General features: G+C 46.9%; 22 protein-coding genes and 1 riboswitch. Of the genes, 19 read left to right on the plus strand and 3 right to left on the minus strand.

Annotation, left to right across the window (positions count from 1 at the left end; all coding sequences use genetic code 11):
* Window positions 1–372 precede the first annotated feature (372 nt).
* The 3 genes from DWX68_RS03290 (at window position 373) to DWX68_RS03300 (ending at window position 3192) form a co-directional block, all read left to right on the plus strand.
* Window positions 373–1446 carry an NlpC/P60 family protein gene (locus tag DWX68_RS03290; RefSeq protein WP_182432127.1) on the plus strand — a complete coding sequence of 358 codons (1074 nt, stop codon included), beginning with the start codon at window positions 373–375 and terminating at the stop codon, window positions 1444–1446.
* Window positions 1447–1482: 36 nt separating this feature from the next.
* Window positions 1483–1938, plus strand: coding sequence for a ribonuclease Z (locus DWX68_RS03295; RefSeq protein WP_118570058.1), 456 nt, complete (start codon window positions 1483–1485; stop codon window positions 1936–1938).
* A gap of 165 nt (window positions 1939–2103) precedes the next feature.
* A complete protein-coding gene (locus DWX68_RS03300) occupies window positions 2104–3192 on the plus strand; it encodes a DNA/RNA non-specific endonuclease (protein ID WP_118628710.1) in 1089 nt (362 codons plus the stop codon).
* Window positions 3193–3284: 92 nt separating this feature from the next.
* Here DWX68_RS03300 and DWX68_RS03305 read toward each other — a convergent pair whose 3' ends face one another.
* Window positions 3285–4202 (minus strand): AraC family transcriptional regulator, encoded by a 918-nt coding sequence (locus DWX68_RS03305; RefSeq protein ID WP_117796338.1) that lies wholly within the window; start codon window positions 4200–4202, stop codon window positions 3285–3287.
* A gap of 124 nt (window positions 4203–4326) precedes the next feature.
* Between DWX68_RS03305 and DWX68_RS03310 the strand changes: the two genes are divergently transcribed.
* From DWX68_RS03310 to DWX68_RS03345, 7 genes are all read left to right on the plus strand, one after another.
* Window positions 4327–5298, plus strand: a complete 972-nt coding sequence (locus DWX68_RS03310; protein ID WP_118467827.1) for an EamA family transporter — start codon at window positions 4327–4329, stop codon at window positions 5296–5298.
* A gap of 603 nt (window positions 5299–5901) precedes the next feature.
* Window positions 5902–6501, plus strand: a complete 600-nt coding sequence (locus tag DWX68_RS03320) for a hypothetical protein (protein ID WP_181357169.1) — start codon at window positions 5902–5904, stop codon at window positions 6499–6501.
* Window positions 6502–6657: 156 nt separating this feature from the next.
* Window positions 6658–7287: a TetR/AcrR family transcriptional regulator gene (locus DWX68_RS03325; RefSeq protein WP_021739680.1), complete on the plus strand. Its 630-nt coding sequence runs from the start codon at window positions 6658–6660 to the stop codon at window positions 7285–7287.
* Between the two features lie 192 nt (window positions 7288–7479).
* Complete coding sequence (locus DWX68_RS03330; protein WP_118628621.1) at window positions 7480–9234, plus strand: ABC transporter ATP-binding protein; 1755 nt, start codon at window positions 7480–7482, stop codon at window positions 9232–9234.
* A 1-nt stretch (window position 9235) separates the two neighbouring features.
* Window positions 9236–10975, plus strand: a complete 1740-nt coding sequence (locus DWX68_RS03335; RefSeq protein WP_118628622.1) for an ABC transporter ATP-binding protein — start codon at window positions 9236–9238, stop codon at window positions 10973–10975.
* Between the two features lie 212 nt (window positions 10976–11187).
* Window positions 11188–12081 (plus strand): tyrosine-type recombinase/integrase, encoded by an 894-nt coding sequence (locus DWX68_RS03340; protein ID WP_227589625.1) that lies wholly within the window; start codon window positions 11188–11190, stop codon window positions 12079–12081.
* 445 nt (window positions 12082–12526) lie between these two features.
* Window positions 12527–12991 (plus strand): Hsp20/alpha crystallin family protein, encoded by a 465-nt coding sequence (locus DWX68_RS03345; RefSeq protein ID WP_022359203.1) that lies wholly within the window; start codon window positions 12527–12529, stop codon window positions 12989–12991.
* Window positions 12992–13141: 150 nt separating this feature from the next.
* Here the strand turns inward: DWX68_RS03345 and DWX68_RS03350 are convergent, their stop codons facing one another.
* Together DWX68_RS03350 and DWX68_RS03355 are read right to left on the minus strand one after the other, a co-directional pair.
* Window positions 13142–13711: a hypothetical protein gene (locus DWX68_RS03350; protein WP_118293599.1), complete on the minus strand. Its 570-nt coding sequence runs from the start codon at window positions 13709–13711 to the stop codon at window positions 13142–13144.
* A gap of 218 nt (window positions 13712–13929) precedes the next feature.
* Window positions 13930–15180, minus strand: coding sequence for a cell wall hydrolase (locus DWX68_RS03355; RefSeq protein WP_243027515.1), 1251 nt, complete (start codon window positions 15178–15180; stop codon window positions 13930–13932).
* A gap of 404 nt (window positions 15181–15584) precedes the next feature.
* Between DWX68_RS03355 and pfkB the strand changes: the two genes are divergently transcribed.
* The 9 genes from pfkB (at window position 15585) to DWX68_RS03405 (ending at window position 26867) form a co-directional block, all read left to right on the plus strand.
* Entirely contained in the window at window positions 15585–16505 is a 921-nt protein-coding gene (gene pfkB, locus DWX68_RS03365) for a 1-phosphofructokinase (protein WP_107000354.1), read from the plus strand.
* A gap of 93 nt (window positions 16506–16598) precedes the next feature.
* Window positions 16599–18608, plus strand: a complete 2010-nt coding sequence (locus DWX68_RS03370) for a fructose-specific PTS transporter subunit EIIC (protein WP_118628624.1) — start codon at window positions 16599–16601, stop codon at window positions 18606–18608.
* Window positions 18609–18701: 93 nt separating this feature from the next.
* Window positions 18702–18959, plus strand: a complete 258-nt coding sequence (locus DWX68_RS03375) for an HPr family phosphocarrier protein (protein ID WP_118467833.1) — start codon at window positions 18702–18704, stop codon at window positions 18957–18959.
* An 80-nt stretch (window positions 18960–19039) separates the two neighbouring features.
* On the plus strand, window positions 19040–20665 hold the full coding sequence (ptsP, locus tag DWX68_RS03380) for a phosphoenolpyruvate--protein phosphotransferase (RefSeq protein ID WP_118628712.1): 1626 nt from the start codon (window positions 19040–19042) through the stop codon (window positions 20663–20665).
* An 80-nt stretch (window positions 20666–20745) separates the two neighbouring features.
* Window positions 20746–21492, plus strand: coding sequence for a DeoR/GlpR family DNA-binding transcription regulator (locus DWX68_RS03385; RefSeq protein ID WP_118467835.1), 747 nt, complete (start codon window positions 20746–20748; stop codon window positions 21490–21492).
* Window positions 21493–21915: 423 nt separating this feature from the next.
* A complete protein-coding gene (locus DWX68_RS03390; RefSeq protein WP_022359195.1) occupies window positions 21916–22731 on the plus strand; it encodes a MoxR family ATPase in 816 nt (271 codons plus the stop codon).
* Complete coding sequence (locus DWX68_RS03395) at window positions 22721–23914, plus strand: VWA domain-containing protein (RefSeq protein WP_117796347.1); 1194 nt, start codon at window positions 22721–22723, stop codon at window positions 23912–23914. Before DWX68_RS03390 ends, DWX68_RS03395 begins: the two co-directional genes overlap by 11 nt.
* 90 nt (window positions 23915–24004) lie before the next feature.
* Window positions 24005–24089: riboswitch (NiCo riboswitch) on the plus strand.
* Window positions 24090–24194: 105 nt separating this feature from the next.
* Entirely contained in the window at window positions 24195–25085 is an 891-nt protein-coding gene (locus DWX68_RS03400) for a cation diffusion facilitator family transporter (RefSeq protein WP_022359193.1), read from the plus strand.
* 420 nt (window positions 25086–25505) lie between these two features.
* Window positions 25506–26867, plus strand: coding sequence for a L,D-transpeptidase family protein (locus tag DWX68_RS03405; RefSeq protein WP_243027517.1), 1362 nt, complete (start codon window positions 25506–25508; stop codon window positions 26865–26867).
* The last annotated feature ends 132 nt before the right edge of the window (window positions 26868–26999 follow it).

Raw genomic sequence — 26999 nt, forward strand, 5'->3', positions numbered from 1 at the left:
GCTGCCGATTCCTTATTGTGTATAAAAAAGGAAGATGCATCATATAAAAGATACGAAAATTAAGCAGGCTGTTTTGGAACAGTTCATATGAGATCGTCTTTTTTATCATTCGCACCAGATGTTTCGAAGGAACAATGCCAGGCAGAGCATTGGATCGATATAGAAAATGTGTCAGAATCAGTAAAAATGACGCCGGAAGAAATTGAAAATTTGAATGCACGGATTTTACGGACATCTGGAACGGAAATGCATGATTTGAAAAGTGAAGCCTTTGCCAAAGAAGAGAGAGTTGTTTATGATAAATGGTGTGGAAATTTCTTATCATTTGGGATACAGGGGATAAATTGGACTGTGCGTGATGCTCAAAATTGCGTGAATAAAAATGTTCATATCAAATATGGAATCGCGATTTCACAGGGGTTGATCAAACAGTTTCCGATGGAGACTTTTTTAGCCGATGAGGAGGATCCATCCGATCCGGAGTGGGATGAGGTAGCACTTTGTCTCTGTATGGTCGGGGAACCGCTTTTGATTTTGGGTTCGGTGCAGGAGGAGAGTTATCTGTATGTCCGGAATGAATGCAGCGAGGGCTGGATATCGGCAGAGTCGGTGGCAGTCTGTCGGAACCGGGCGGAATGGCTGATGGCGGCATTTCCGATCCATCCGTTAGTAGTGACAGGGGACATGGTCTGGCTGGAAGCAAGTGCGGTCTATCCGGGAACCAGTGCATACCGGCTTCGGATGGGTACGGTGTTGGAATTGTGCGTGGAAGAAGGAATTCCAGAGATAAAAGAAACAATAGAAACAAACAGAATAAAAGGGACAGGAGCGCTAATAGAGACAACAGAAGCACAGGCAGAACAGAGGGTACAGAACAGACTGTCTTGGAATAATTACATCGTCTGGCTTCCATGCCGCGCCCCGGATGGCAGTTTCTTCCGGCAAAAAGGACTGATTCCGATGAGCCGGGATGTATCAGTGGGGTATTTGAATCTGACAACCGGTGGGATTCTTAAACAGGCATTCAAGTGCCTGGGAGATCGTTACGGCTGGGGCGGGATGCTGGAAAGCCGGGATTGTTCTTCCTATATCCGGGAAGTGTACCGCTGTTTTGGATGGATCCTGCCTCGCAATACGACCGGTCAGCTGCAGATGCCAGTTAGAAAAATAGAGCTGGCGGGGCGGTGCTGCTCAGAAAAAGAGCAGATTTTAAGAGCATTAGAACCGGGCACACTTCTATATTTTCCGGGACATGTGATGATGTATCTGGGATATGAGAATGGCAATTTTTATGTCATAAACGATGTGAGCAGGCTGGTAAAAGAAGGAGAAACGATGCCAGTGCGTGTACGATCGGTGATTGTCAATACGCTGGCAGTCAGACGTCCCAATCTGCGGACTTGGATGGAGGAGCTGACGCTTGCTTTGATTCCTTGGGAAACATGAAACGTACAGCAGATAGAAAAAGGGAGAAAAAGAGAGATGAAGATAATTGTATGTGTGGATAATCAGAACGGCATGATGTTCAATCACAGACGGCAGAGCCAGGACCGCGTGCTTAGAAAGCGTATTATGGAGCTGACAGGTGGGAAAAAACTGTGGATGAATGCATACAGCCAGAAACAGTTTTTACAGGTGAATGGAAATATGCCGAAAGAACAGGAACAATCCGGGCAACTGGGGCAATCTGGGCAGATTCAGGCAGATGAAGCGTTTTTGGAAAAGGCGGGGCCGGGAGAGTACTGTTTTGTCGAGAACAAGGATGTTGTTCCGTATGAGAGCCGGATCGAAGAAGTGATTCTTTGTCATTGGAACCGGGATTATCCGGCAGATATGTATTTTAAGATGGATCTGGGCAGCTGGAAGCTGGCAGAAACGCAGGAATATGCGGGTTCCTCGCATGAGAAAATCACAGAAGAGCGGTATGTGCGCAGGTAAAAAATATACATAAAAAGTAAGTACAATATAAAAGAGTAAGAAAAACATAAAAAACAAGTCAAATATAAAAAAGAGCCGGTTCTGCACCTGAAAATCAGGCGCCAGAACGCGCAAATCTACATGGCTCTGAAAGGGATAGGCTTAAACGGAAAGGCAGAAATTCATATGAGAAAATTGAAAATGTGGCTTCTGGGGCTGGCTGCAGCGGCGATGCTGTCTGTTTCAGCGTGCGCGCAGGAGATTCCAGAGGAAAGTCTGAATGGAAACGGAAGTGTCAGCGCGGAGGAAAATCCGGCGGAAAGTGCGGACGGAGATTCGCAGGCGGTGTCATCGTCAGAAAATGGTGGAAACCGTGTATCTTCTGCTTCGGGAACGTCATTTAATCTGGCGGATGTACCGGCATATTCCGGTCAGCCGTATGTGGCGGTCAATGGAAATGTGCCGTATTTTACCGATGCGGACCTGACGGATGTATCATTTGAGAGTTACAGTGATTTGGACAGCCTGGGGCGCTGCGGCGTGGCATATGCTTCGGTTTCGCAGGACACGATGCCGACGGAGAAGCGCGGCTCGATCGGGGAAGTCAAGCCGACGGGCTGGCATACGGCGAAGTATGACAATGTGGATGGAAAGTATCTCTATAACCGTTGTCATCTGATCGGCTACCAGCTCACGGCGGAGAATGCTAATGTCAAAAACCTGATTACCGGAACCCGCTATCTGAACGTACAGGGAATGCTGCCATTTGAAAATCTGACAGCCGATTACGTGAAAGAAACCGGAAACCATGTCATGTACCGCGTGACACCGGTTTTTGAGGGCAATAATCTGGTTGTCTCCGGCGTCCTGATGGAGGCGGAATCCGTCGAGGATCAGGGCGAGGGAGTGCTGTTCTGCGTGTACGTCTATAATGTCCAGCCGGGTATTGCGATCGATTATGCGACAGGAGAAAGCTGGGCGGACGGTTCTGGAAGTGCGGGAAGCACAGCCGGACAGGGAACGGCTGGAAATGGCAGCAGCCAGAATCAATCGGCTGGATCGGGAGCAGCTGGTTCGTCGGGAGGCAGCGCTGGATCCTCTGGAAGCAGCGCGACGGTTCAGACCTACATTCTCAATACCAACTCGAAAAAATTTCATCTTCCAAGCTGCACATCTGTCACCCAGATGAAGGCGGCAAACCGGCAGGAATTTACCGGTACGCGCGATGAAGTGATTGCAGATGGATATGAACCTTGTAAGAACTGCAATCCCTGATAAAACAGGAGTGCAAAGTGTCTCGTTTGTGCTGTGTATGGAAAGAATCGGATGAGAACACGGTTAAGGAAGTTTCAAGAAGAAGCAATTCCTTAAAGAAAAGTTATAAGAGAAATTTTCCGCTTACGATACGCCCCCGGTGTACATCCGGTCAGGCGTTTGAAACAGGAAGAATAGTAGCTTTGTGTTGTAAAGCCGGAGCTTTGGGCAATTTCCGCGATAGATAGGCGGGAGTTGTTCAAAAGCTCCTGGCTTTTTTTGATCCGGTATTCAAGGAGATACTGGAAAATCGTGATGCCAGTCATCCGTTTGAAAAAACGTTCACATTCTTCCGGACAGAGGCAGACTGCGTCAGAGATCTCGCGCAGGGTGATTTTCTGCGAGTAATGCGCCTGCAAGTAGTGGAAAATCTCTTTCAGGCGGCTGTTGGCGGCAGAAGTATCGCCGCGTTTATTGAACGTGGATTCGTCTTGACGGAGAAAGCGCCAGGCGATGATCCAGAGGGAAAACAGGGTACCATATACCTGAAACGAGCTTTCAGGTGTGTGATTCTCTGAAAGCTGTAAAATACGGCAGATGGAGTCCGTCAGCAGAGAACCGTCGGGTGTGAGGGCGTCAAACTGGAAAAAAGACAAGGTTTCCTCATTCAAAAGGGGCAGAACCATCGCATCCGACAAAGCAGCCCCGCTGGCAGCAGTCAGAAGCGCCGGGGAAAAATTGATGCAGTAGTAGGAGGAATCCGGCGTCAATGGCAAAGCGCTGTGGACGAGCCGTCGGTTTAAAAAAATACCGCAGCCGGACGAAATCGGGAATCTGGAACCAGGCGTCTGAAAACAGACCTCGCCGCGCTCGACCAGGCAGAACTGGAAATCTTCATGCCAGTGCCAGCTCACAAGCTGATAAGACGGATCGGAAAAGTCGGTTCGGTACACCGAAACCGGAAAATCCGGGAAAATACGAATCAGGTTTTCCTCCCGGTCAGAATTTATGGAAAGATAGTTTGTAATCATAATAACCTCAATATAATGAAAAAACAAGCCGATATTTTTATATATAAATAAAGATAATACCGATATAATGATAAAGTCAATGAAAAAGAACGAAACTCATAAAAGAATAGTGGAGAAATGAAAGATGTTAAAAAGGAATAGAGATGGAAAGAATCAAATGAACATCAAGGAGTCGAATCATGCCACAGAAAAACAGGCATCAAATTCCACAGAAGTTCCTTCTTCGTCTGCCCGCCTCGGCGCTCTCTGCTGCATGATCGGCGCGACTAGCTGGGGATTTTCGGGAACATGCGGGGAGGCACTGTTTTCATCCTACCCGATTGATGCGGCGTGGGTGACGGCGCTTAGAATGCTGGGGGCGGGGACGATTCTTCTGCTTGCTGCCGCTGCGAAGGGAAAATTGCCGGTGCGGGCACTGGTTCAGGATAAGAAAGCGATGGCTCAGATGGTGCTGTTTTCGTTTCTGGGATTGGTGCTGTCCCAGTATGCGTACTTAAATGCAATCAAATGGACCAATTCGGGAACGGCGACGGTGCTGCAGAATTTATCGATTATCTTTGTGGCGGTCTTTGTATGCGCGGCAGAACGTACATTGCCCACGAAACGGACGTTTTTCTGTATCTGTCTGGCATTCTTTGGAGTCTGGCTGATCGCGACGGGAGGAAGACTGGACGGCATGGAACTGACGGCGAAGGGACTTTTCTGGGGAATCATGGGAGGTGTCGGCGCAGCTGCGTATTTCCTGCTTTCAAAAAATCCGGTGAAGCAGTGGGGAAGTATTCCTGCAACCGGGATGGGAATGTTTATCGGCGGCGTGCTTTTATCGGGAGCCGTCCGCATCTGGGAAGTTCCGGCGGGGCTGGACGGTCATGCCGCATTTTATCTGGGTGTGCTTGTGATACTGGGAAGTGCGGTTGCGTATACTCTTTTTTTAAAGGGAGTTTCTTTGACGGGACCGGTGCGCGCTTCGGTGCTTGCCTGCCTGGAACCGCTGACGGCGGCGTGCCTGTCAGCGGTCTGGCTGAATTCCGTTTTTACACCGGCAGAGTTGATTGGATTCGTCTGTATTCTGGCGACGGTTTTGATTATGAAATAGTATAAGAATAATATTAGAGATTTACTTTTTTAACAACACTTTGCAAGAATTCTCCTATCCTCTTTAGTGTGGCAGTATCGATAGAGAGAAAAAGGATTGATAATTTCACAAAATATTCACAAATAATTAGCACTCACCTATTGATAATGGAAGTCGATTTTTGTTCTGTCTTGTGTATCCTAGAAGTGCCTGTTTTACAGGCTTTCCGGGGCATCAGCCATTTTGTCTGGTATTGTAAAGCAGTGTCAGATTTGTCGTAAATGTCGTAAATTTGTGGTCAAAAAAAGATGAGAAATGGAGAGTGCTAATAAAATGAAATTAACGTATACAAAGAAGAATAGAAATTTTCAATTTAATAATGAAGTGCAGAGAAAGGCGTGAGTCATAGAAATGTGGCTTGCGTCTTTTTCTGTCTGGAAAGGAAGTGAGATAGAATGGCACAGATTTTTCGTGTAGAGAGAACTAAGAATTTTACGGTAATGAGTAATCACCATTTCAAGAATAAGAAGCCAGATTGAAAAAGGGGAAGTCATTGCATGGAGCAAAGATAAATATAACCTGTTCCATCAGCAGGTGAAAGACAGCTTAGTAGCGGATTGTGCAATGGCAGTTTTAAAAGCACTGGAAAATTGTATCAGCAAAGAAAAGTTTAAGGAAAAAATGAAACAGTTTGGATGGAATGTAAATTGGACAGAGAAACGGAAGCACATTACTTTTCAGAACCAGGATGGGAAGAAGGTGAGAGACAGCAATCTGTCAAAAACATTTCATCTGGATATCAGCAAGGAGGGACTAGAGAATGAATTTGATAGAAATAGGAAAAAATCCAGAGATATTGAAATCAGAGAAAGCAGAGCAGCCGAAGAACTTAGAAATTATTACAGAGAACTTGACACAGCCATCGCAGCTGCCGGAGGAATCACCGATCAAGCTCAAAGTAGAAAAAGATCTTCTAATGCAGAGTTTCGAGAGAGCGAAAGAGTTCATGCGGACACAGAAAAAGCAGATACAGATGCTGGAAGAAGAGAAACAGACGATCTTGTCCGACAGGCAGAGATTGCGAGAAGAAGTTCGGAAATCAACCGTAGGAATTCAGTGTCTGACAACCGAATTGTCCGAAACGCAGAAGCTGAATCAATCGCTTCAGCAGAGCAACGACGATCTGAGGAACAGAAAATCTGTCTGAATAGAACAGACTTGTAAAACTGCAGAAAGCATCTGCGGAGTGGAAACTGAATACACGAGGAAAATAAAAAATTGAAACACCAAGACTTGACAAATTCCTGTAATGAGTTAAAATATAACAGTGTTATATAGCACTGTTATATTTTGAAAAGAAGTTTAGAGGATACGAAAAGAATGTCGACGAAAGCAGAAGATACACAGAAAAACATATTAGATACAGCCAGAAAACATTTTCTGAAAGATGGTTTGACAGGAGCATCTTTAAGAAATATTGTAAAAGATGCAGGACTTACTACTGGCGCATTTTACAAATATTATCCGACGAAAGAGGCACTTTTTGATGCACTGACGGATCCTTATATGGAACATATTTATCAGATTTATGACCAGATCGTTGAGGAGTTTGAAAAGCTTTCTGCCAGTGATCAGACAAGGAATATGTCGGATACATCCAGTGATGGGATGGAGCAGATGGTTGATTATATCTATGATCATTATGATAATTTCAGATTATTGTTGAAATGCGGAGACAGTGGAAAATTTGAATTATTCATACACAATATGGTAGAGCGGGAAATGAAGTCCAGCCTGAATTATATGGAAAAGATGAAAGAGAACGGTGTAAAAATACCGATTGTAGAGGAAAGCCTTATGCATATGATCTATACGGGATTTTTTTCATCAGTATTTCAGATCATTGAGCATGATATAGACAGGGAGACTGCAAAGAAAAATGTACATCAACTGAAAGAATTTAATACAGGTGGCTGGGAACGATTGTGGAATATTGAATTTCCAGTATAACTGATGCAGGAATTCTGAATAGGTTATGTGTGTTGCAGGTTCTGGATTTCTGAATAAAGTTCAGACAGGATAATAATATCAGGTGGTTGATGCCAGTAGACCACCTATTTTATTATATGTTGGTTAGTGCGAACTAACAGAAGGTAAAATAATAAAACGAAACAATAAAACGAACGTAAGGAGTGAAAAGATGTGAAAGAAAAAAAGAAGTCGGCAGTCAGCTGGATCCTGACGTGGGCCGGACAAAAAAGAATTGCCTATGTGTGGAGTGTGTTACTTGCAATAGGAAATGTGATTTTTAAGATTTTGCCGTATTTTATTATTGCAGATGTAGTAAAGCTGTTTTTAAATGGTGAAAAGGAGTTTGAAATATATCTTGCAAAAGCGGTTCTGATTGCATTATCGTTTATCATTGCAGAACTGCTTCATTCACTTTCGACAGCATTGTCACATAAAGCAACGTTTGCAGTACTTGCAAATATAAGAAAATCCTGCTGTGACAAGCTGGCGCGGGTACCTCTTGGCTATGTGAAAGACACACCTTCCGGTACATTTAAAAATATTATGGTGGAAAGAATCGACAGTATCGAGACAACACTGGCGCATATTGTCCCGGAATTCACGTCCAATCTGCTGGCACCGATTGTGATTTTGATTTATTTCTTCCTGACAGACTGGAGACTGGCACTCTGGTCATTGGTGCCGGTTATAGTGGGATTTCTTTCCTATTTTGGAATGATGCTGGATTATAAACCAAGCTTCGAGAGAACGGTTCAGACAACAAAAGATCTGAATGATGCGGCAGTGGAATATATTGACGGAATCGAAGTGATCAAGGCATTTGGAAAGACAGAAAGTTCTTATGCAAAATTTACAAAGGCGGCTATGGCTTATGCAGATTCCTTTATTTCCTGGATGAAACGGTGCTCGATCTTTCATGGACTGATGATGGTGGTCACACCTTATACGCTTCTTACGGTATTGCCGTTTGGGGCACATTATGTAGCTAATGGAACACTTGCGATTTCAGATTTTGTCATCTGCATTATTTTATCACTTGGAGTCGTTGGACCGTTGATCACAGTGGGTTCCTATACAGATGATCTTGGCAAGATCGGAGTGATTGTTGGTGAAGTGGCAGGAATTCTGGAACAGCCGGAGCTTGAACGTCCAGAGAAAAGTAAAAGTGTTCCAAAAGATAACTCCGTTACTCTTGAAGATGTCAGATTTGGTTATCACGACAAAGAAATCCTGTACGGAGTAACTATGGAGCTGAAAGCAGGAACGGTAAATGCAATCGTAGGACCTTCCGGAAGCGGCAAGTCGACCATCGCAAAGCTGATTGCGTCCCTGTGGGATGTGGATTCCGGAAGCATCAAAATCGGTGGAGTTGATGTCAAAGAACTGGCATTTGCAGATTTTAATCGGAAAATTGCATATGTTGCACAGGACAATTATCTGTTTAATGAAACAGTCCGTGAAAATATCAGACAGGGAAATCCGGATGCTACAGATGAACAGATCATCGAGGTGACAAAGAAAAGTGGATGCTATGAATTTATCATGCAGTTGGAGAATGGATTTGATACGGTTGTAGGAGGTGCAGGAGGACATCTGTCAGGTGGTGAGAGGCAGCGTATCTCCATTGCAAGAGCAATGTTAAAGGATGCTCCGATCGTGATCCTTGATGAGGCAACTGCCTACACAGATCCGGAAAATGAGGCAATTCTGCAGAATTCTATCGCAAAACTGGTAGCAGGGAAGACCCTGATCGTAATAGCACACAGACTTTCTACTGTTAAGGACAGTGACCAGATCTTTGTTGTAAATGATGGAAATGTAACAGCACATGGCACACATGAGGAACTTCTGGTGTCATGCCCGCTTTATAAGGAAATGTGGAATGCCCATATTTCTGTAAAAGATACGGTGAAGGAGGGAGAATGATATGTTTGGGATTCTGGCAAAATTCTTTCGTTTTTCAGGCAGGGAAAATGGCAATAAATTTAAACTGTCGATAGTGATCGGACTCATAGAGGCTCTTGCCTCAGCAATGAAGATTCCGGCTATTATGTACATACTGATTGGTCTGCTGAGTGGGAAACCGACAGGAAAATATATTGGAGGCTCCGTTGCGATTATGGTTCTTGCAATTGTAGTCGACGTAATCTGCAAGAGATACTCTACAGTGCTTCAGACAGAGGGAGGATATAATGCAAGTGCTTTTATGAGAATCAAGATTGCAGAACATCTGCGATATCTGCCGATGGGGTATTTCAATTCCAATAGTATCGGGGAAATTTCTTCCATTACAACCAATACAATGGAAATACTTGGCGATGTGGCTGCGAGAGTGGTTATGCTGACAATGCAGGGAATTCTGGAAACATCAATGATCATTCTTATGCTGTTTATTTTTGAGTGGAGAATTGGACTGATAGCTGCAGCAGGAGTACTTATTTTCTTTGGGGTCAATTCTGTGATGCAGAATGCGGGTAAAAAAGATTCAGAGCAAAAAGTGGTATGCGATATGGAGCTTGTAAACCAGATCATGGAGTATCTGCAGGGAATATCAGAAGTTAAATCATATAACTTGCTTGGGAAACAGGCGAAAAGATTAAATGATGCAAATGAAGCATGTGAAAAGATCAATACAAAGATGGAAATGCTGTTTGTGCCCTATCATTTTCTGCAAAGTGTGATAACCAAAATTACAGGTGCTGTGATCGTGGCTTGCAGTGCATATTTTTATATTAATGGAACTATGAGTGCGGTCTATGCGATCGGTATGACAATTTCAGCATTTATGCTTTATGCCAGTCTGGAATGTGCAGGAAATTATTCATCTCTTTTACATGTGGTAAGCGTATGTGTAGATAAAGCAAATGCAATATTGGAGCTGGATACCATGGATATCGACGGTAAAGAAATACAGCCGGAAAATTACGATATCAGACTTTCTAATGTTTCGTTTTCTTATGACAAACGGAAGATCATTGATGATATATCGCTCTCTATTCCGCAGAAAACGACGACAGCAATCGTTGGACCATCTGGTGGAGGAAAATCAACACTTTGCAATCTGATTGCCAGGTTCTGGGATGTGGATTCCGGGGAAGTGACACTTGGAGGTGTGAATGTAAAAGACTACAGCATGAACAGTCTGATGAGTAATTTCTCATTTGTGTTTCAGTCGGTGTATTTGTTTGCAGACACCATTGAGAATAATATTAAATTCGGACGCCAGGATGCAAGTCATGAGGAAGTGGTGGAAGCGGCGAAGAAAGCATGTTGTCATGATTTCATCAGCAAACTTCCGAATGGATATGACACAGTGATCGGAGAAGGAGGAGCCACACTTTCCGGTGGTGAGAAGCAGCGTATTTCGATAGCCAGAGCGATTATGAAGGATGCGCCAATCGTCATATTGGATGAAGCAACGGCAAATGTTGATCCGGAGAATGAAAAGGAGCTGATGGATGCAGTAGATGCACTTACAAAGGAAAAAACGATTATTATGATTGCCCACAGATTAAAAACAGTCAGACATGCAGACCAGATTGTGGTTGTTGAAAAAGGAAGAATTGCACAGCAGGGAACACATGAGCAATTAATGAAACAGGAAGGTATTTATAAGAGATTTGTGGATGCAAGGCAGCAGGCGGTAAGTTGGAAACTGGTGCACTGAGAAATAATCCACAGTCGGTGAATATCCAAATTGAATTGTCTGAAAGAGATTTAATTTAAGTTTCGCTAAGTTTCACTTATATAGGCAGAATGAGGGATATTCAATAATGTAATATGAAAAAAGCACTGAAAACCGTTGGATTATGGGTTTTACAGTGCTTTTCCTTTTGCCAAAGAGGAAAAATGCAGTGAATTTAAGTTTTGCTACGTGTTGTGGATTTTAAGACATCTCACGTAAGGACGTTCTTTTCTGCATTGTCAGATGAAGGACTGGCACACAGTACGATCAAAGGTCTTTATGGCTTATTGAATCCCAGTTTTGAACTGACAGTGGAAGATGGGATTATCCGCAAGAATCCAGTAACAGGAACACTTGGAGATTATGGGGCTCCGGCAAAGGAGAAAGAAGCATTGACACTGGAACAGCAGGAAAAACTTTTGAAGTTTGTTGAACAGAGTAATGTGTATAAGCCTCATCTTCCAATGATGCAGGTTATGTTTGGGGCTTGCCTGAGAGTGAGTGAAACCATCGGCTTAACCTGGTCAGATGTGGATATGAAGAACAGGGAGATCCATGTAGGTGGACAGCTTGTGTATTATGAAGGTGATGACGGATATTGTTTCCATGATTCAGAAACCAAAACGGATGCAGGAATCAGAAATATTCCTATGACACAGATGGTATATGATGCGTTCCGTAAGCAGAGAGAACTGAACCTAATGTTTGGTTTACAGAGTAATGTTGAGATAGGTGGACGCAGTGGATTCATCTTTAATATAAAGCATGGACGTCCGATTATGCCAGCGGGAGTGAACAGCTTTCTGAAAAATATTGTTAATGCCTATAATAAAAAAGAAAGCAAATTGGCAGAAGAAGAGAAGCGAGAGCCGGAGTTGATGCCTCCTATTTCATCGCATACCCTTCGTCATACGGGATGTACCAGATTGGGTGAGAACAATGTCAATCCCAAAGTTATGCAGTATGTGATGGGCCATTCAGATGCACAGATCACAATGAATGTCTATAATCATATTTCAGATAAGTCTCATGTGGAGAATGAGATGTCTAAAATGAACCTGCCAGAAACCGTACCTGCTGTGGTATAAACCATAAGTTGTTGTCGTAAAATGTGGTAAGAAAATCAGACGAATATATTTTTCCAAGAATTTGTGGTAAAAATGTGGTCAAATCAAGAAAATCGAGTGCGAAAGTAAGTGAAAAATCCCTGTGAAGTAGTGGCATACGCCATGCACAGCTCGGGAAAGACTTCCCTCGCTGTAGGGCTGTCGCCCTATACATTTCCATGAAAGAGCCATCTTTATCAAGCAAGCTTGAAAGATGGCTCTTTCACGTAAATGTGCATGGCTCGTAGCGTTCACAAATTCTTCACAAAAAAATTAGCACTCGCCTCTTGACAGTGCTAATAAGAAGTGCTATAACATAGCCAGAACGAAGGAAGAGGAAGAAAAGAAAAGTTCCCAGACCGTCCCGGTTCCGAAAATGTTGGTAAATAAACATAATGAAATGAAGTTAGAAAAGGAGAGATGACTTATGTTAATGCCGAGTATTTTTGGAGAAAATTTGTTTGATGATTTCTTTAATGATTTTCCGTTTTATGATGATAACGCCGGACAGAAGATAGAGAAAAAGCTGTATGGACGCCATGGACAGAACCTGATGAAGACCGATATCAAGGAAATGGAAGATGGCTATGAGCTGGAGATGGATCTGCCGGGATTTAAGAAAGAAGAGATTTCGATTTCCCTGGAAGATGGTAATCTGACGATTCAGGCTGCGAAGGGACTGGATGAGGACGAGAAGGAGAAAAAGTCCGGTCGTTACATCCGCAGAGAGCGTTACGCAGGTTCCTGTGCGAGAAGCTTCTATGTCGGTGATGATATAACAGAGGAAGATATCAAGGCGGAATTTAAGCATGGTATTTTGAAGATTTTTGTTCCGAAGAAAGAAGCAAAACCGGAAGTCGAGCAGAAAAAATATATTGCGATTGAAGGATAATGTAGAAGAAGCAGTCAGCCGGATTGATGGATGCAGTTGTCTGGCTGTAACGTAGAAAAGAGCGCTGCGGCACTCATGGAGCGGTTTTACCAGAAATGGAAAGCCGGTTTGTGAGTGTTGCGGCGCTCTTTTTCACTATTTTATATCTGATTAGTAGTTAATACCTGTGATACCGATAGATCCCTCTTTGTCCAGACCAAAGGTAACTGCCGGTTTACCGGATGGATCGCCTACGATGAAACCTGCCTTGGTCAGTTCGGTGGAAGAAACATCGGCTGTCTTGACTGCCTCAATCAGCGCGTCGGTAAATACCTTGTCTGCGTCGAGAGCCATAAATTCAGTTCTGTTATTTACGACAATCCCGTCATCGATGCCGATGTAGGACGGATAGACAAGCAGCTCGGCTAAATCGTTCATATTTTTATTGGCGATGATGCTTTGAAGGGATCTGGCAAAACCACGGTAAAGTTCTGTGATTTCTTTTTCGCTCAGAGTCTCGTCTTCTGCATAATCTGCATCCGTTGTCTGGGCGGTTTCTTTTTCTCCGGCAGTAGTTGTTTCGCTGGCATCGCTGCTTTCTGCTGATGTATCGTTTTCCTGTGTGGATTCAGCGGCAGTTGTTTCAGCCGTGGTTGTTTCAGACGGCTGGCTGGAGCAGGCGGTCATGCTGGCGGCTGCGATGAGAGTGGAAACCATCAAGGTATAAATTGATTTTCTCATAATTTCCTCCATTTGCAATCAATGGACTCCCGGAAGCTTTCTGTGCTTAATGTTGTGAGATGATTTGCAGGAAAGACTCCGAGAGTACCTATCAATAAGGTATGGACAGCAGGTGTCCTCTGCCTGTATGTTTGGCTGATATGATTATCATATCATAAGGCGATGGGAATGTATATGAGGTTTAATGTAATGCGTTTAAATCCGCCTTTTTTAGCCTTTTATTTTTTATAGAAACAATTCCCACCAACCACCTGATAGCTGGAGTAGCTGTCGTAGTTTGCTGATTTGGTCGAGGTAAAATAAAGGTAGTCGCCTATCTGATTCTCCCCGGCGAGCGCTGCCTTTGCCGCCTTGGTGGCAGTAGAGGACGGTCCTCTATCGAGATATTTGTCAAGCAGGCCGGAGGTCGCGCCTGGGAACTGTCCGTCCGCGTAGATGACGCTGGAGATGGATTTGCCCCATTTGCCAGATTTGACGCGGTTGACGATCAGACTTCCGACTGCCAGATAGCTTTCATAGGATCCGCCGTTGGCTTCCATCGTGAGGCAGGCGGAGAGCAGATAAACGTCGCTCTCGGAGGCGGAGATCACGTAGGATGATTTAGCGGCTGGTGCAGCCGTGCTCTTTTTCGAAGAGCTTCCAGAATTTCCAGATTTTCCCGAAGTCTGGGAGGAACCTTTAGCCGCGTTTGCTTCTGCCTGCGATTTTGCGGCTGCAATCTGGGCCTCCTCGGCGGCTCTGGATGCCTGCTCAGCTTCTTCAGCAGCCTGCCGTGCCGCCTCCAGCGCTGCCATCTCAGCCTCAATGCTGATTGCGCGTCCTGGCTTGACGCTGATTGTGACATAATCAGAAGAAACGTAACCGGAGGTGTCAACGGAAAGCTGGATTTTGACCCATCCAGTTTCCTGACTCAGTACAGGATAGTAGTCTTCCGCGGCAGCCAGACCGACGATGGCAGAATCCGTGCTGGCTTCCTCACGTACATGGAGTGTCTGTGTGCTGACGGTAGCGATATAGAGACCGAGCTCTTTGGCGAGCGGCTTGATATCATCGCCAAATACAAGATAATCGTCCTTGAGCCATCCCTCCAGCCCACCGGAGCGGATTTTTGTCCAGCCATTTTTGCGTTTTAAAATGGTACCGCCGCCTCCGCGGAAGCAGGTGCCGAGTACCTTGGCATCTGTATCTGGTTTTTCTCTCAGGTTCAGCGCATCATCCACATTGGCGACCGCGAGATTTTCATACGGATCGACCGGCTTTTCTTCTTTGATTTTGGCTTTCGCCGTACTTTTAGTATCGGTGCCGGTCTGATGACTGTTTTTTAAGGTGCTGGAAGAAGCAATGGAAGGATCAGAGCCTGCTTTGTTCTTCTTATCAGAAGGTTTAGAGAGGCATAGAAATACCAGCAGAGCCGCCCCGGTCACAATAAAAAGGATCAGGAAATAGATCGCCATCATTGTTTTATCCATTTTTTTGCGCCTGGAAGAAGCAGGTTTCAAAGGGGAATCGTTCATATTGTATATCCTTTCTGATATAAAAACATCTTGGAAATATTACAAAGATATTACAAAATTCTTCATTTACTATAGCAAATGGGGAAATCCTTGTCAACAAATGGGGATTTTACGATTAGAAGAGGAGATGAAACTGAGTAAAAATGATGTTTTTTGGAAACACTATTCCATCAGTGACAGCAATCGTTTCGCCGGAATTCACACGAAACAATCAATCAAAAACAATCATAAAAAATCAAAATTGTGCAATATAACCCAAAAAGAGGCATCATGTTTGTGAATAAGTTTGATTGATTTTGAATGAAAATGATTTTATAATACAGTCAGAATCAATCAAGATAAGAAAGGAATGAAGGCTTATGATTTATACGGTAACCTTTAATCCATCGTTAGATTATATTGTGTCAGTGAGTGATTTTAAGCTCGGACTGACCAACCGGACGGATTCGGAGCTTTTGCTTCCGGGCGGAAAGGGAATCAACGTTTCGACGGTCCTTCAAAACCTTGGAATTGCCAATACGGCGTTTGGCTTTACTGCCGGGTTTGTCGGCGAGGAGGTTCGGAAGGAAGTGGAGCAGCTGGGCGTGAAAGCCGAGTTTATTTCCCTGGATGAGGGAGTCTCCCGCATCAACCTGAAGCTGAAATCCATCGACGGGACTGAGATCAACGGTCGGGGACCGAGGATTCCGCGGGAAGCGGTGGATGCGCTGATGACCCAGCTTGACCGGCTGGGGGCGGATGATACGTTGGTGCTGGCTGGAAGTATTCCAGCGTCGATGCCGGATGATATTTATCAGAAGATTATGGAGCGCCTGGATGGCAGGGACGTCCGGATTGTTGTGGACGCGACCAAGGATCTGCTGCTCAATGTGCTGGGACACCATCCATTTTTAATCAAACCGAACAATCATGAACTGGGAGACATTTTCGGCGTGAAGCTCTCGGAGCGGGAGGAAGTTGTTCCGTATGCGAAGAAGCTGCAGGAAAAAGGTGCGGTCAACGTGCTGGTTTCGATGGCAGGCAAGGGCGCGGTTCTTCTGGCGGAGGATGGAAGCGTCTATGCGGCGGAAGCACCGAAGGGAACCTTGAAAAATGGTGTCGGAGCCGGAGATTCGATGGTAGCCGGTTTCCTGGCCGGATACGGGGAGAGCGGAGATTATGAACACGCCTTCCGCATGGGACTGGCAGCTGGAAGCGCGAGCGCCTTTTCGGAGCAGCTGGCGACGAAGGATGAGATAAAGAAAGTGTATGAGACCTGTAAAATCACAAAAATCGGATGAGGTTGTATGCAGACATTTTTGAAGCTGGCAGAATGTACTGCCGGATATGCAATGCATACCTGACATTCGGGCATAAATAGGGAGGCAACAGATATGAAGATTACTGATTTACTGGATCCGAGAAGTATATCGCTGGATGCGGCACCCACCAGCAAATCGGAGACACTGGACAAGGCGGTAGAGCTGATGGCGGCGAGCGGAAAGCTGTCGGATGTCGAAGCATTCCGCAAGCAGGTTTATGCGAGAGAAGAAGAGAGCACGACCGGTATCGGCGAGGGGATTGCAATTCCTCATGGAAAATGTGATGCGGTCAAAAAGCCGGGGCTGGCGGCGATGGTCATCAAAAATGGCGTGGATTTCGACTCCCTGGACGGCGAACCGGTCACTCTGCTGTTTCTGATTGCAGCGCCAAATACAAAAGATAACGTACATCTGGATGTGTTGAGCAAGCTTTCCGTTCTCATGATGGACGAGAATTTCTCAGATTCCCTGCGAAATGCCTCTTCGGTGGAAGACTTTCTTTCCATTATTGATAAGGCAGATGCAGAACAGGCAGGCATCGATGAGAGACTGGCGGCTGATTCCGTCGAAGAAGCGGCAGATACAAATGGAGAGAATGCCGCACAGGCAGGTGGTCAGGAGATTCAGGCGCAAAAAGCGGGTGCAGAGACGGAAAAGACAGCCGGACCGAAGATCTTAGCGGTTACTTCCTGTCCGACCGGTATCGCGCACACCTACATGGCAGCCGAAGGCCTGGAAAAAGCGGCACGCGCGAAGGGCTGGAAGATCAAAGTTGAGACGCGCGGTTCAGCCGGAGCAAAAAATGTGCTGACGGCACAGGAGATCGAGGCGGCGGACTGCATCATCGTGGCAGCGGACGCACAGGTGCCGATGGATCGGTTTGACGGAAAACGAGTGATCGAATGTCAGGTTTCGGACGGTATCAGCAAGGCACCGGAGCTTTTGGAGCGCGCGGCGTCCGGGGAGGTACCGGTTTACCACGCAGCATCATCTGGAAGCAGCAGCCCGGCAAAGGCAGCCTCTGGCGGCAAATCGGGCAGTGTCGGACACCAGATTTACACGCAGCTGATGAATGGTGTCTCCCACATGCTTCCATTTGTAGTCGGCGGCGGCATCCTGATTGCGATTGCGTTTCTGATTGATGGTTTCAGTGTGGATATGAATGCACTTCCGCTCGACCAGCGTGTAAACTTTGGTACGATTACCCCGCTGGCGGCATGGTTTAAAAATGTCGGCGGTGTGGCATTTGGCTTTATGCTCCCGATTCTGGCTGGTTTCATCGCGATGGCGATCGGAGACCGCCCGGCGCTGGCAGTCGGTTTTGTCGGCGGCATGATTGCTTCTCAGGGAAAATCAGGTTTCCTTGGCGCCCTGGCGGCAGGTTTTATTGCCGGATATCTGATTCTGGCGCTTCGGAAAGCGTGCGAGAATCTTCCAGAGGCACTGGAAAAGATTGCTCCGGTCCTGATTTACCCGGTTGTGGGCGTCCTGCTCATCGGACTGGTTATGAGCTTCGTCGTAGAGCCGGTCATGGGCGCGATCAATATGGCGTTAAACAATGGTCTGAGCAGCATGGGTGGTTCGAGTAAGTTGATTCTTGGTTTTGTGCTGGCGGCGATGATGGCGATCGACATGGGCGGTCCATTCAACAAGGCGGCATATGTATTTGGTACGGCGGCAATCGCCTCCGGCAACTACGATGTGATGGCAGCTGTTATGATTGGCGGTATGACACCGCCGTGTGCGATTGCGCTGGCAACCATGCTGTTTAAGAAGAAATTTACAAAGGAAGAGCGCGAGGCAGGACCGACCAACTTCATCATGGGTCTGGCATTCATCACGGAGGGCGCGATTCCATTTGCAGCGTCCGATCCGGTACACGTGCTTCCAGCCTGCATCGTCGGTTCGGGTGTTGCGGGAGCGATGAGCATGTTATTTAACTGTACGCTGATGGCGCCGCATGGCGGAATCTTCGTATTCCCAGTCATGGGAAATCCGCTGTTCTATCTGCTGGCACTGGTGGTTGGCATGGCGATCTCGACGGTACTCTTAGGAGTTCTCAAGAAGAATGTAGAAGAATAGATAAATAATTTTTTTTGACGGAATGTGAATCTTTATTAGAAATTTTTGGTCAAATCAATCAAAATAGGTTATAATGAGAAGGAGAACATCATCATGAAAGAGTTTAAATATACCATTACAGACCCGGAAGGAATCCACGCACGCCCGGCAGGTGAACTGGTAAAGGCGGCAAAACAGTTTACGAGTACGATCAAACTGACGAAAGACGGAAAGAGCGGCGACTGCAAAAAGATTTTCGGTATCATGGGACTGGCGGTAAAGAACGGGCAGGAAGTAACCCTGACCTTTGAGGGCGAGGACGAAGAAGCAGCTTATGAGGCAGTCAGCCAGTTTATGAAGGAAAATATGTAGTTTAACAAAGATGCCGCGATGTAAGGGATTATTACATGGCGGCATTTTTCGATAATGGATCAATGGAAAGGGGAATGGTCATGCAGACATATCATGGAAAAAGTGTATTTGGTGGTGTCGCAGTTGGAAAAATATGTGTGTATCAGAAAGGCGAGCAGACCGTAAAACGGACGAAAATAGAGAATGCAGAGCAGGAAAAAGCGCGGTTTAATGCGGCAGTTCAGGAGTCCATCCGCCAGCTCGGCGAGTTGTATGAAAAGGCGGTAAAAGAAGTTGGCGAGGCGAATGCGGCGATTTTTGAGATTCACCAGATCATGCTGGAGGACGAGGACTATCTGGACGCGGTTCAGAATATCATCGATACGCAGAAGGTCAATGCCGAGTATGCGGTTGCGGTGACCGGTGACAATTTCGCCCAGATGTTTGCGGCGATGGAGGACGAATATATGCGCGGGCGCGCGGCGGATGTCAAAGATATTTCGGAGCGGATTGTGCGCGTTCTGTCCGGAGGCGCAGGTCAGGGCATCCATACGGACGAGCCGGTGATTATTCTGGCAGATGATTTAGCACCGTCAGAGACGGTACAGCTTGAAAAGGACAAGGTGCTATCCTTTGTGACGGTACACGGTTCCGTCAATTCCCACACGGCGATCTTGGCGCGTACGATGAGCATTCCGGCTCTGATCGGAACGGACGTGGCGCTCGATGAGACGGTAGATGGGAAATTTGCGGTTGTGGATGGTACGAACGGAGTCCTGTATGTGGAACCGGATGAGGAGACATTGGAAACAATGCGCCGCCGGCAGCGGGAGGAACAGGAGAAGAAAGAACTGCTGCAAACACTGAAAGGGCGCGAAACAGTCACTATGGATGGCAAGAAGATCCGCCTGTATGCGAACATTGGCAACAGCAAGGATCTGGCGTCGGTCATTCAGAACGATGCGGCGGGCATCGGACTGTTCCGCAGCGAATTTTTGTATCTGGAAAAAGAAACATTTCCGACGGAGGAGGAGCAGTTCCAGGTATATAAACAGGTAGCGGAAACGATGGCGGGCAAACCGGTCATTATCCGCACGCTGGACATCGGCGCGGACAAGCAGTGCGATTATTTTGAACTGAAAAAAGAGGAAAATCCGGCGATGGGCTGCCGGGCGATCCGTATCTGCCTGACAAGACCGGAGATTTTCAAGACACAGCTTCGCGCGCTGTTTCGGGCAAGTGCCTATGGCAATCTCCAGATCATGTATCCGATGATCACAAGTGTCTGGGAGGTCGAGGCGATTGCGAAGATTGTCGAGGAGGTCAAGACGGAGCTGACCGCACAGAATCTCCAGTTTGGCGATCCGAAGCAGGGCATTATGATTGAAACCCCGGCGGCAGTCATGGTAAGCCGGGATCTGGCGAAAAAAGTGGACTTTTTCAGCATCGGAACGAACGACCTGACCCAGTATACGCTGGCAGTTGACCGTCAGAACCCGGAGCTGGATGCATTTTACGATCCGCACCATCCGGCGGTACTGGCGATGATCCGCATGGTTGTCGAAAATGCGCACGCTGAGGGCATCTGGGCAGGTATCTGCGGCGAATTGGGCGCGGATCTGAGTTTGACAAAAGAATTCCTGAAAATGGGTGTGGATGAGCTTTCCGTATCGCCGGGGCGTGTGCTGCCGATTCGGAAGGTCATTGTCGAAAGCAGCTGCAGTTGATAAGAATATTAAGACAGAGAGAAGTGAAAAATTGAGCTAAAAAAAGTTCAACCACAGCAGAAGATGAAAGGAAAAGAGTCATGCTGACAGAAAAAAGATACGAACTGATTTTGGAACTTCTGGATAAAAAGAGGAGTGTGACAGTTCCTGAGATTAAAGAGGTGCTGGGAGTTTCGGAATCGACGATCCGGCGGGATCTGAATGCGCTTGACAAGGCGGGGCGCCTGACCAAGGTGTTTGGCGGCGCGGTGTCCTCGGACGGGACATTTACGGGAACCGAGCCGTCAGTGGCACAGAAGATGGAATTGCAGCAGGAGGAGAAAAGGAGAATCGCCCAGTTTGCGGCGGGACTTATCCAGCCGGATGATTTTGTCTATCTGGACGCGGGCACGACGACCGGGTATATCTTAGACTATCTTCCGGCGCGCAGCGCCACGTTTGTGACGAATGCGGTATCACATGCCAAACGGCTGGCAGCCGCCGGAAACCGCGTAATTCTGATTGGCGGTGAGTTAAAGGGCACGACGGAGGCGGTCATCGGAAGTCAGGCGATCCTGACGATCCAGAGCTATCATTTTACAAAGGGATTTTTTGGAACCAACGGCGTCAGCAAGCGCCACGGTTTCACGACGCCGGATCCGAATGAGGCATTAGTCAAGCAAGAGGCGATGCGCCAGACAGAGCGCTGCTATGTGCTGGCGGACAGCCAGAAATTCGGCATGGTAAGTTCGGTGACGTTCGGGGGGTTTGAAGAAGCGACGATCCTCACGGAGACAGAGCCGCCGGAAGGATTTAGCGGCAGCAAGAATATCCGGGTGGCAAAGTAGAATTGTGTGAACTGTAATTAATGTTTTTCTTAATAAAATCCTAAACATATATACGATTTGACAAACTATTAGAATATTGCTATATTATGATGATACCAGGGTCAAAAGGTCAGAAGTTCGACGCAAGCTTGCTTGCAGGAGAATTTTTGACCTTGGGCCCCGCCAAAAACATGAGTAAGTAGCCATTTTTCAAAGAAAAATGAGCGAATTACGAATGGTTTTGAAGATTGCGGGAGCATATAGTGCGGAGCAATCTGGTATCGCAAATCAATAGGGTGGCAAACGGGCAGGATTATGTATGACGATCGAGAGGAACGATGGATCCGAACCGATCGCAGTCAGCATGGATCCTGAATCGTTATGCTGCCCTTGTTAGTGTTTACAGTTATGTAAAAGGAGAACTTTCTAAAAGGAGAATTTACCATGCAGCAATTTCACGGCAGTGACGAATACATCGCTTCGGATGAACTGATCCGCAGCGTTAACATTGCGGCGGCGCTCAAAAAGCCGCTCTTAATCAAGGGAGAACCGGGCACTGGAAAGACGATGCTCGCGGAGGCGATTGCCAGATCCCTCGATATGGAACTTTTGATCTGGAATATTAAATCGACGACCCGCGCACAAGACGGTCTTTACGTGTACGATACGGTACAGCGTCTTTACGACAGCCAGTTTGGTGCGGATGGCGTTGATGATATTGCCAGATATATCCGCCTCGGAAAGATGGGAGAGGCATTTGAGAAGGAAAAGCAGACGGTTCTTTTGATCGATGAGATCGATAAAGCGGATCTGGAATTCCCGAACGACCTGCTCTGGGAACTTGACAAAATGGAATTTTACATTCCGGAGACGGGAAAGACTGTCAAAGCGAAGCACCGTCCGATTGTGATTATTACCTCCAATGCGGAGAAGGAGCTGCCGGATGCGTTCCTGCGCCGCTGTATCTTCCATTATATTGCATTCCCGGAGCAGCCGATGATGGAGAAGATCATCAAGGCACATTACCCGGATCTAGACCAGAAGCTGATCGACGGCGTGCTGGACGCCTTCTACCGGGTGCGCGATCTGCGCGGCCTGCAGAAGAAGCCGAGTACCTCCGAGGTGTTGGACTGGATTCAGGCGCTTGTGATCGGCGGCGTGCCGGTGGAGAAGCTGGAAAAGGAGATCCCGTTTGCGGGGGTACTCTTAAAAAAGACAGAGGATTTAAAGCTGGTGGAGAATAACCGATATGTTTACTGATTTTCTGTATCTACTCCGTTCTTACGGGATGAAGACGAGCCTCAATGAGTGGAACAGCCTGATGGATGCGCTGGAAATGAACCTGAACGACGCGAGCCTGACGGAGTTTTACTATATGGCGAGGGCGGTTCTGGTCAAAAAAGAGTCCGAATATGACAAATTTGACCAGGCATTTCTGGCATATTTTAAAAATGTGCAGACGTTTGAGGAACTTCCGAAGGAGGTCTTAGACTGGCTTGCCAAGGCGCACGCGCAGACGCCGTATGATAAGGATGAGGTCGATGCGCGGTTTGCGGGACTTGATCTGGACGATATCCGTAAAATGATGGCGGAACGACTGAAAGAGCAGCATGAGCAGCACCACGGCGGCAATAAGTGGATTGGAACCGGCGGTACGTCGGCATTTGGACATTCCGGTTACAGCCCGAAGGGCATCCGCGTGGGCGGACCGGGCAAAAACCGGAGCGCGCTGCAGGTGGCGGAACAGCGGAATTACCGCGATTTCCGCGACGATGCGGTTATCCAGATCCGGCAGTTCCAGGTGGCGCTCAAAAAGCTGCGTCTTTTATCCTGCCGTGAGGATGGACCGAAAACGGAACTCAATGTGGAGAAAACGATCGAGAAGACCTGTGACGAAGGCGGACGTCTGGAGCTCGTCATGGAGCGCCCTAGAAAGAACCAGACGAAGCTCCTGCTTCTGATGGACAGCGGCGGGTCGATGTGGGCATATGCGGATCTGTGCAACCGGCTGTTCCAGGCGGTCAATCAGTCGTCCCATTTTAAGGATTTGAAGATTTATTATTTCCACAACTGTTTCTACGATCAGCTGTTTACGACGCCGTCCTGCTCCTGGCGGGATAAGATCTCGACCGAGTGGGTCTTTCACAACCTGAAACCGGAATACAAGGTAATTCTGGTCGGGGATGCGTCGATGGCGCCGTCGGAACTTCTGTACCGCGGCGGCAGTCTCGACTATTTCCACAGCAACGAACGGACGGGCATTTACTGGCTGCAGGAGATGCACCGGCGTTTTCCGTCGGCGATCTGGCTGAACCCGATGCGGGAAAATAACTGGGCATATGCCTACGGTGCGTACACGATCAGCCTGATCCGAGATGAGATCCCGATGTTTCCGCTGACGGCGGCAGGGCTTGAGGCTGGGATTAAGGAATTGAAGAAATAAATTATGGAAGAAAGGGCGTTTCCCGATATTGACAACTAAGTAAACTTGTGCTATTATTCATCATAAACTCTTTGCACTGCATATCAAACTACAGTACAAACTGAGCAGACCGTGAATATCATGGGGTCGGGTCGCAGAAGCGACAGTGGAAGTTAGTTTCATCCACGGGACAGTAGTTACTCATACTGGTTCGTGGGTGTTTTTTTATACTTTTTTACGGGTTAAACCGCAGCACCCACCTATCGTTAGTGCCATGAGATATTTTTTGGAGGTAACGAATATGAAACAGAACGATTTTCAGAAGGTGGCAAATCAGGTGTCTTTTGTAACGATAGTAGTGAACATCCTTTTGGCGTTTATGAAGCTGTTAGCCGGCGTGTTCGCACATTCGAATGCGATGATCAGTGACAGTATCCATTCGGCGTCCGATGTGTTCAGCACGATGATCGTGGTGATTGGAATTAAGCTGTCGTCCAAACAGCCGGACAAGGAGCACCCGTATGGACATGAGCGGATGGAGTGTGTGGCTGCGATTGTCCTCTCGATGGTTCTTTTTATGACAGGTCTGGGGATTGGCGTGGAGGCGCTTACGGACGTGCTCAAGGGAGAATACAGTCACCTGCAGGTTCCGGGAATGCTGGCGCTGGCAGCGGCTGTTATATCCATTGTCAGTAAAGAAGCGATGTACTGGTACACCCGATATTATGCGAAAAAGATTGATTCCAGCGCACTGATGGCAGATGCATGGCATCACCGTTCCGATGCGTTTTCCTCGATCGGTGCGCTGGTCGGAATCGTGGGCGCGAGAATGGGATTTCCGGTCATGGATCCGATCGCGAGCCTGGTTATTTTCGTCTTTATCGTGAAAGCGGCGTATGAGATTTTTAAAGATGCGATGGATAAAATGGTCGATCATTCCTGTGATGAGAAGACCGAAGAACAGCTGCGCGCCTGCGTTCTTCAGAATCCAGATGTGGCGCGGATTGACCTGCTTCAGACGCGGATCTTTGGCAATAAAATTTATGCGGACATTGAGATTGAGGTAGACGGTTCCATGCCGCTGCGGGAGGCGCACAAGATTGCCGAGGTGGTGCATAACAGCATTGAAAAGACATTTCCGAAGGTAAAACACATTATGGTGCATGTCAATCCGGAAATTGACCGGAAATAGAAAGAAGGACTGCCGCAGACTGGCATATTTCCTTTTAAGCAGACCAAGATAACAATAAAAATCTTGTTTACTTAGAAGAGGGCATGCCAGATGCGGCGGTCCTTTTGGCGCTTTTGGGAACATGAAAATTTTAAACATTTTTAAGGACGTTCTGAAAGTTATACTTCCCATTTGCAATGAATACCATCATACTGCAAAATGGAAAAACTGCAATCATGAATATGGAAAAAATGAAAGAAAAAGGAAAGAAAAAAGGAACCGTTAAGAAATTCTTACGAATCGGATCTTTTGACGATCTTTTTTAGAATCGGTCTGGACTTTTTTTCCGACTCTGCTATAATAAGGATTCAGAATCCATATATACAGGCCGCAGCCATATGGCGCGGCAGAGAGGTTTGTGAAAAAATGAAAAATAAAAGTATGAGTATACTTAAAATGACTGGTGCAGCAGCTGCACTGGTGCTGATGTTTGCACAGCCAGTACTGGCAGATGGCAGTTTTGCAAATGGAACAAGTGTAAATGGCGTCGCAGTCGGCGGAATGAGCAATGAGGAAGCGAAGGCAAAGCTGGAGCAGAATTACGGTTCTTATAAATTAACGATTAAAGAATGTGGAGGCAAGACAGAAGAGATCACCGCAGCGGAGATCGGCTATAAAGTAGTGATTACAAATGAGCTGCAGGCAGCGATTGACCAGCAGGCAGCAGGGGTAGCTGGAGCAGGAGCGCTGACGATCGCGATGCCGCTTTCCTGCGATCAGACGATGCTTGCAAACCGCATTGCTTCCTTAAATTGTATGTCAGATAGTGTAGCACCGACGGTAGATGCCCATATATCCGCCTGGGAAGAAGGAAAAGATTTCACGATTGTTCCGGAAGTAAAGGGAGAATCTGTGGATAAGGCAAAGGTACAGACGGCGATCAATGCGGCGATCGCCTCCGGCATGACAGAGATCGATCTGGAAGCATTGGGATGTTACACACCGATCCAGGTGACTTCCGGCGATGCATCCTTAAAAGCACTCTGCGCCCAGATGAACCAGGCTAAAAATGCGACCATCACCTTCCATATCGGTGATGCGACCGAGACACTGTCCGGTACTGAATATGTCAGCTGGTATACAGGCGGCGAGAATGGTGTCATTACTGTAGACCGCGATAAGGCAGCTGCTTACATCAAGGCGCTGGCAGCGAAATACGACACAGCTGGAACTACCCGTACTTTCCATACCACTTCCGGAAAAGAGGTAGCCTTGACAGGCCCTTATGGATGGAAGATTGACCAGACTGCAGAGACAGACAACCTGGTTCTGATGGCGCAGACAGGTATCAATCAGGAACGTGAAGTCCAGTTCTCCCAGCAGGCAGCCAGCCATTCAGACGCAGACTGGGGCAATACCTACGCAGAAGTTGATTTCGGCGCCCAGCATGTATATATGTATGAAAACGGCGCCCTGACTTGGGATGCTCCGTGCGTAACCGGAAACGTATCCAAAAACTACACAACCCCGGAAGGTATTTACAGCCTGACCTACAAGCAGGCCGACCGCGTTCTGCGCGGCGCCAAACGGGCAGACGGCACATATGAATATGAAAGTCACGTAGACTATTGGATGCCATTCAACGGCGGCATCGGTTTCCATGACGCAAGCTGGAGAAGTAAATTCGGCGGAACCATCTACCAGTATTCCGGCAGCCACGGCTGCATCAATCTGCCGGTTGATAAAGCAAAACTTCTCTACGAGAAAGTATACAAGGGAATGCCAGTTCTCTGCCATAACTAAACGTCTATTCTAATTGCTCATTCAGCAATTAGAAGAAGGACTAGCAGTGACGGCATTACTTTATTAGATAATAAGATAAGACAGTAGATGTCAGCTAAAATCATAAACACAATACTGTCATAAAAAAAGATC

Source organism: Clostridium sp. AF20-7 (genome assembly GCF_003479275.1).
In the GTDB taxonomy this organism is placed as follows: Bacteria; Bacillota; Clostridia; order Lachnospirales; family Lachnospiraceae; genus Otoolea; species Otoolea fessa.

What these genes read in the sequence shown, in the direction of transcription:
- DWX68_RS03295 (WP_118570058.1), top strand. Translation starts at nt 1,483, where the DNA reads ATGAAGATAATTGTATGTGTGGATAATCAGAACGGCATGATGTTCAAT.
- DWX68_RS03300 (WP_118628710.1), top strand. Translation starts at nt 2,104, where the DNA reads ATGAGAAAATTGAAAATGTGGCTTCTGGGGCTGGCTGCAGCGGCGATG.
- DWX68_RS03305 (WP_117796338.1), bottom strand. Translation starts at nt 4,202, where the DNA reads ATGATTACAAACTATCTTTCCATAAATTCTGACCGGGAGGAAAACCTG.
- DWX68_RS03310 (WP_118467827.1), top strand. Translation starts at nt 4,327, where the DNA reads ATGTTAAAAAGGAATAGAGATGGAAAGAATCAAATGAACATCAAGGAG.
- DWX68_RS03320 (WP_181357169.1), top strand. Translation starts at nt 5,902, where the DNA reads ATGGCAGTTTTAAAAGCACTGGAAAATTGTATCAGCAAAGAAAAGTTT.
- DWX68_RS03325 (WP_021739680.1), top strand. Translation starts at nt 6,658, where the DNA reads ATGTCGACGAAAGCAGAAGATACACAGAAAAACATATTAGATACAGCC.
- DWX68_RS03335 (WP_118628622.1), top strand. Translation starts at nt 9,236, where the DNA reads ATGTTTGGGATTCTGGCAAAATTCTTTCGTTTTTCAGGCAGGGAAAAT.
- DWX68_RS03345 (WP_022359203.1), top strand. Translation starts at nt 12,527, where the DNA reads ATGTTAATGCCGAGTATTTTTGGAGAAAATTTGTTTGATGATTTCTTT.
- DWX68_RS03350 (WP_118293599.1), bottom strand. Translation starts at nt 13,711, where the DNA reads ATGAGAAAATCAATTTATACCTTGATGGTTTCCACTCTCATCGCAGCC.
- DWX68_RS03355 (WP_243027515.1), bottom strand. Translation starts at nt 15,180, where the DNA reads ATGGATAAAACAATGATGGCGATCTATTTCCTGATCCTTTTTATTGTG.
- pfkB (WP_107000354.1), top strand. Translation starts at nt 15,585, where the DNA reads ATGATTTATACGGTAACCTTTAATCCATCGTTAGATTATATTGTGTCA.
- DWX68_RS03370 (WP_118628624.1), top strand. Translation starts at nt 16,599, where the DNA reads ATGAAGATTACTGATTTACTGGATCCGAGAAGTATATCGCTGGATGCG.
- DWX68_RS03375 (WP_118467833.1), top strand. Translation starts at nt 18,702, where the DNA reads ATGAAAGAGTTTAAATATACCATTACAGACCCGGAAGGAATCCACGCA.
- ptsP (WP_118628712.1), top strand. Translation starts at nt 19,040, where the DNA reads ATGCAGACATATCATGGAAAAAGTGTATTTGGTGGTGTCGCAGTTGGA.
- DWX68_RS03385 (WP_118467835.1), top strand. Translation starts at nt 20,746, where the DNA reads ATGCTGACAGAAAAAAGATACGAACTGATTTTGGAACTTCTGGATAAA.
- DWX68_RS03390 (WP_022359195.1), top strand. Translation starts at nt 21,916, where the DNA reads ATGCAGCAATTTCACGGCAGTGACGAATACATCGCTTCGGATGAACTG.
- DWX68_RS03395 (WP_117796347.1), top strand. Translation starts at nt 22,721, where the DNA reads ATGTTTACTGATTTTCTGTATCTACTCCGTTCTTACGGGATGAAGACG.
- DWX68_RS03400 (WP_022359193.1), top strand. Translation starts at nt 24,195, where the DNA reads ATGAAACAGAACGATTTTCAGAAGGTGGCAAATCAGGTGTCTTTTGTA.
- DWX68_RS03405 (WP_243027517.1), top strand. Translation starts at nt 25,506, where the DNA reads ATGAGTATACTTAAAATGACTGGTGCAGCAGCTGCACTGGTGCTGATG.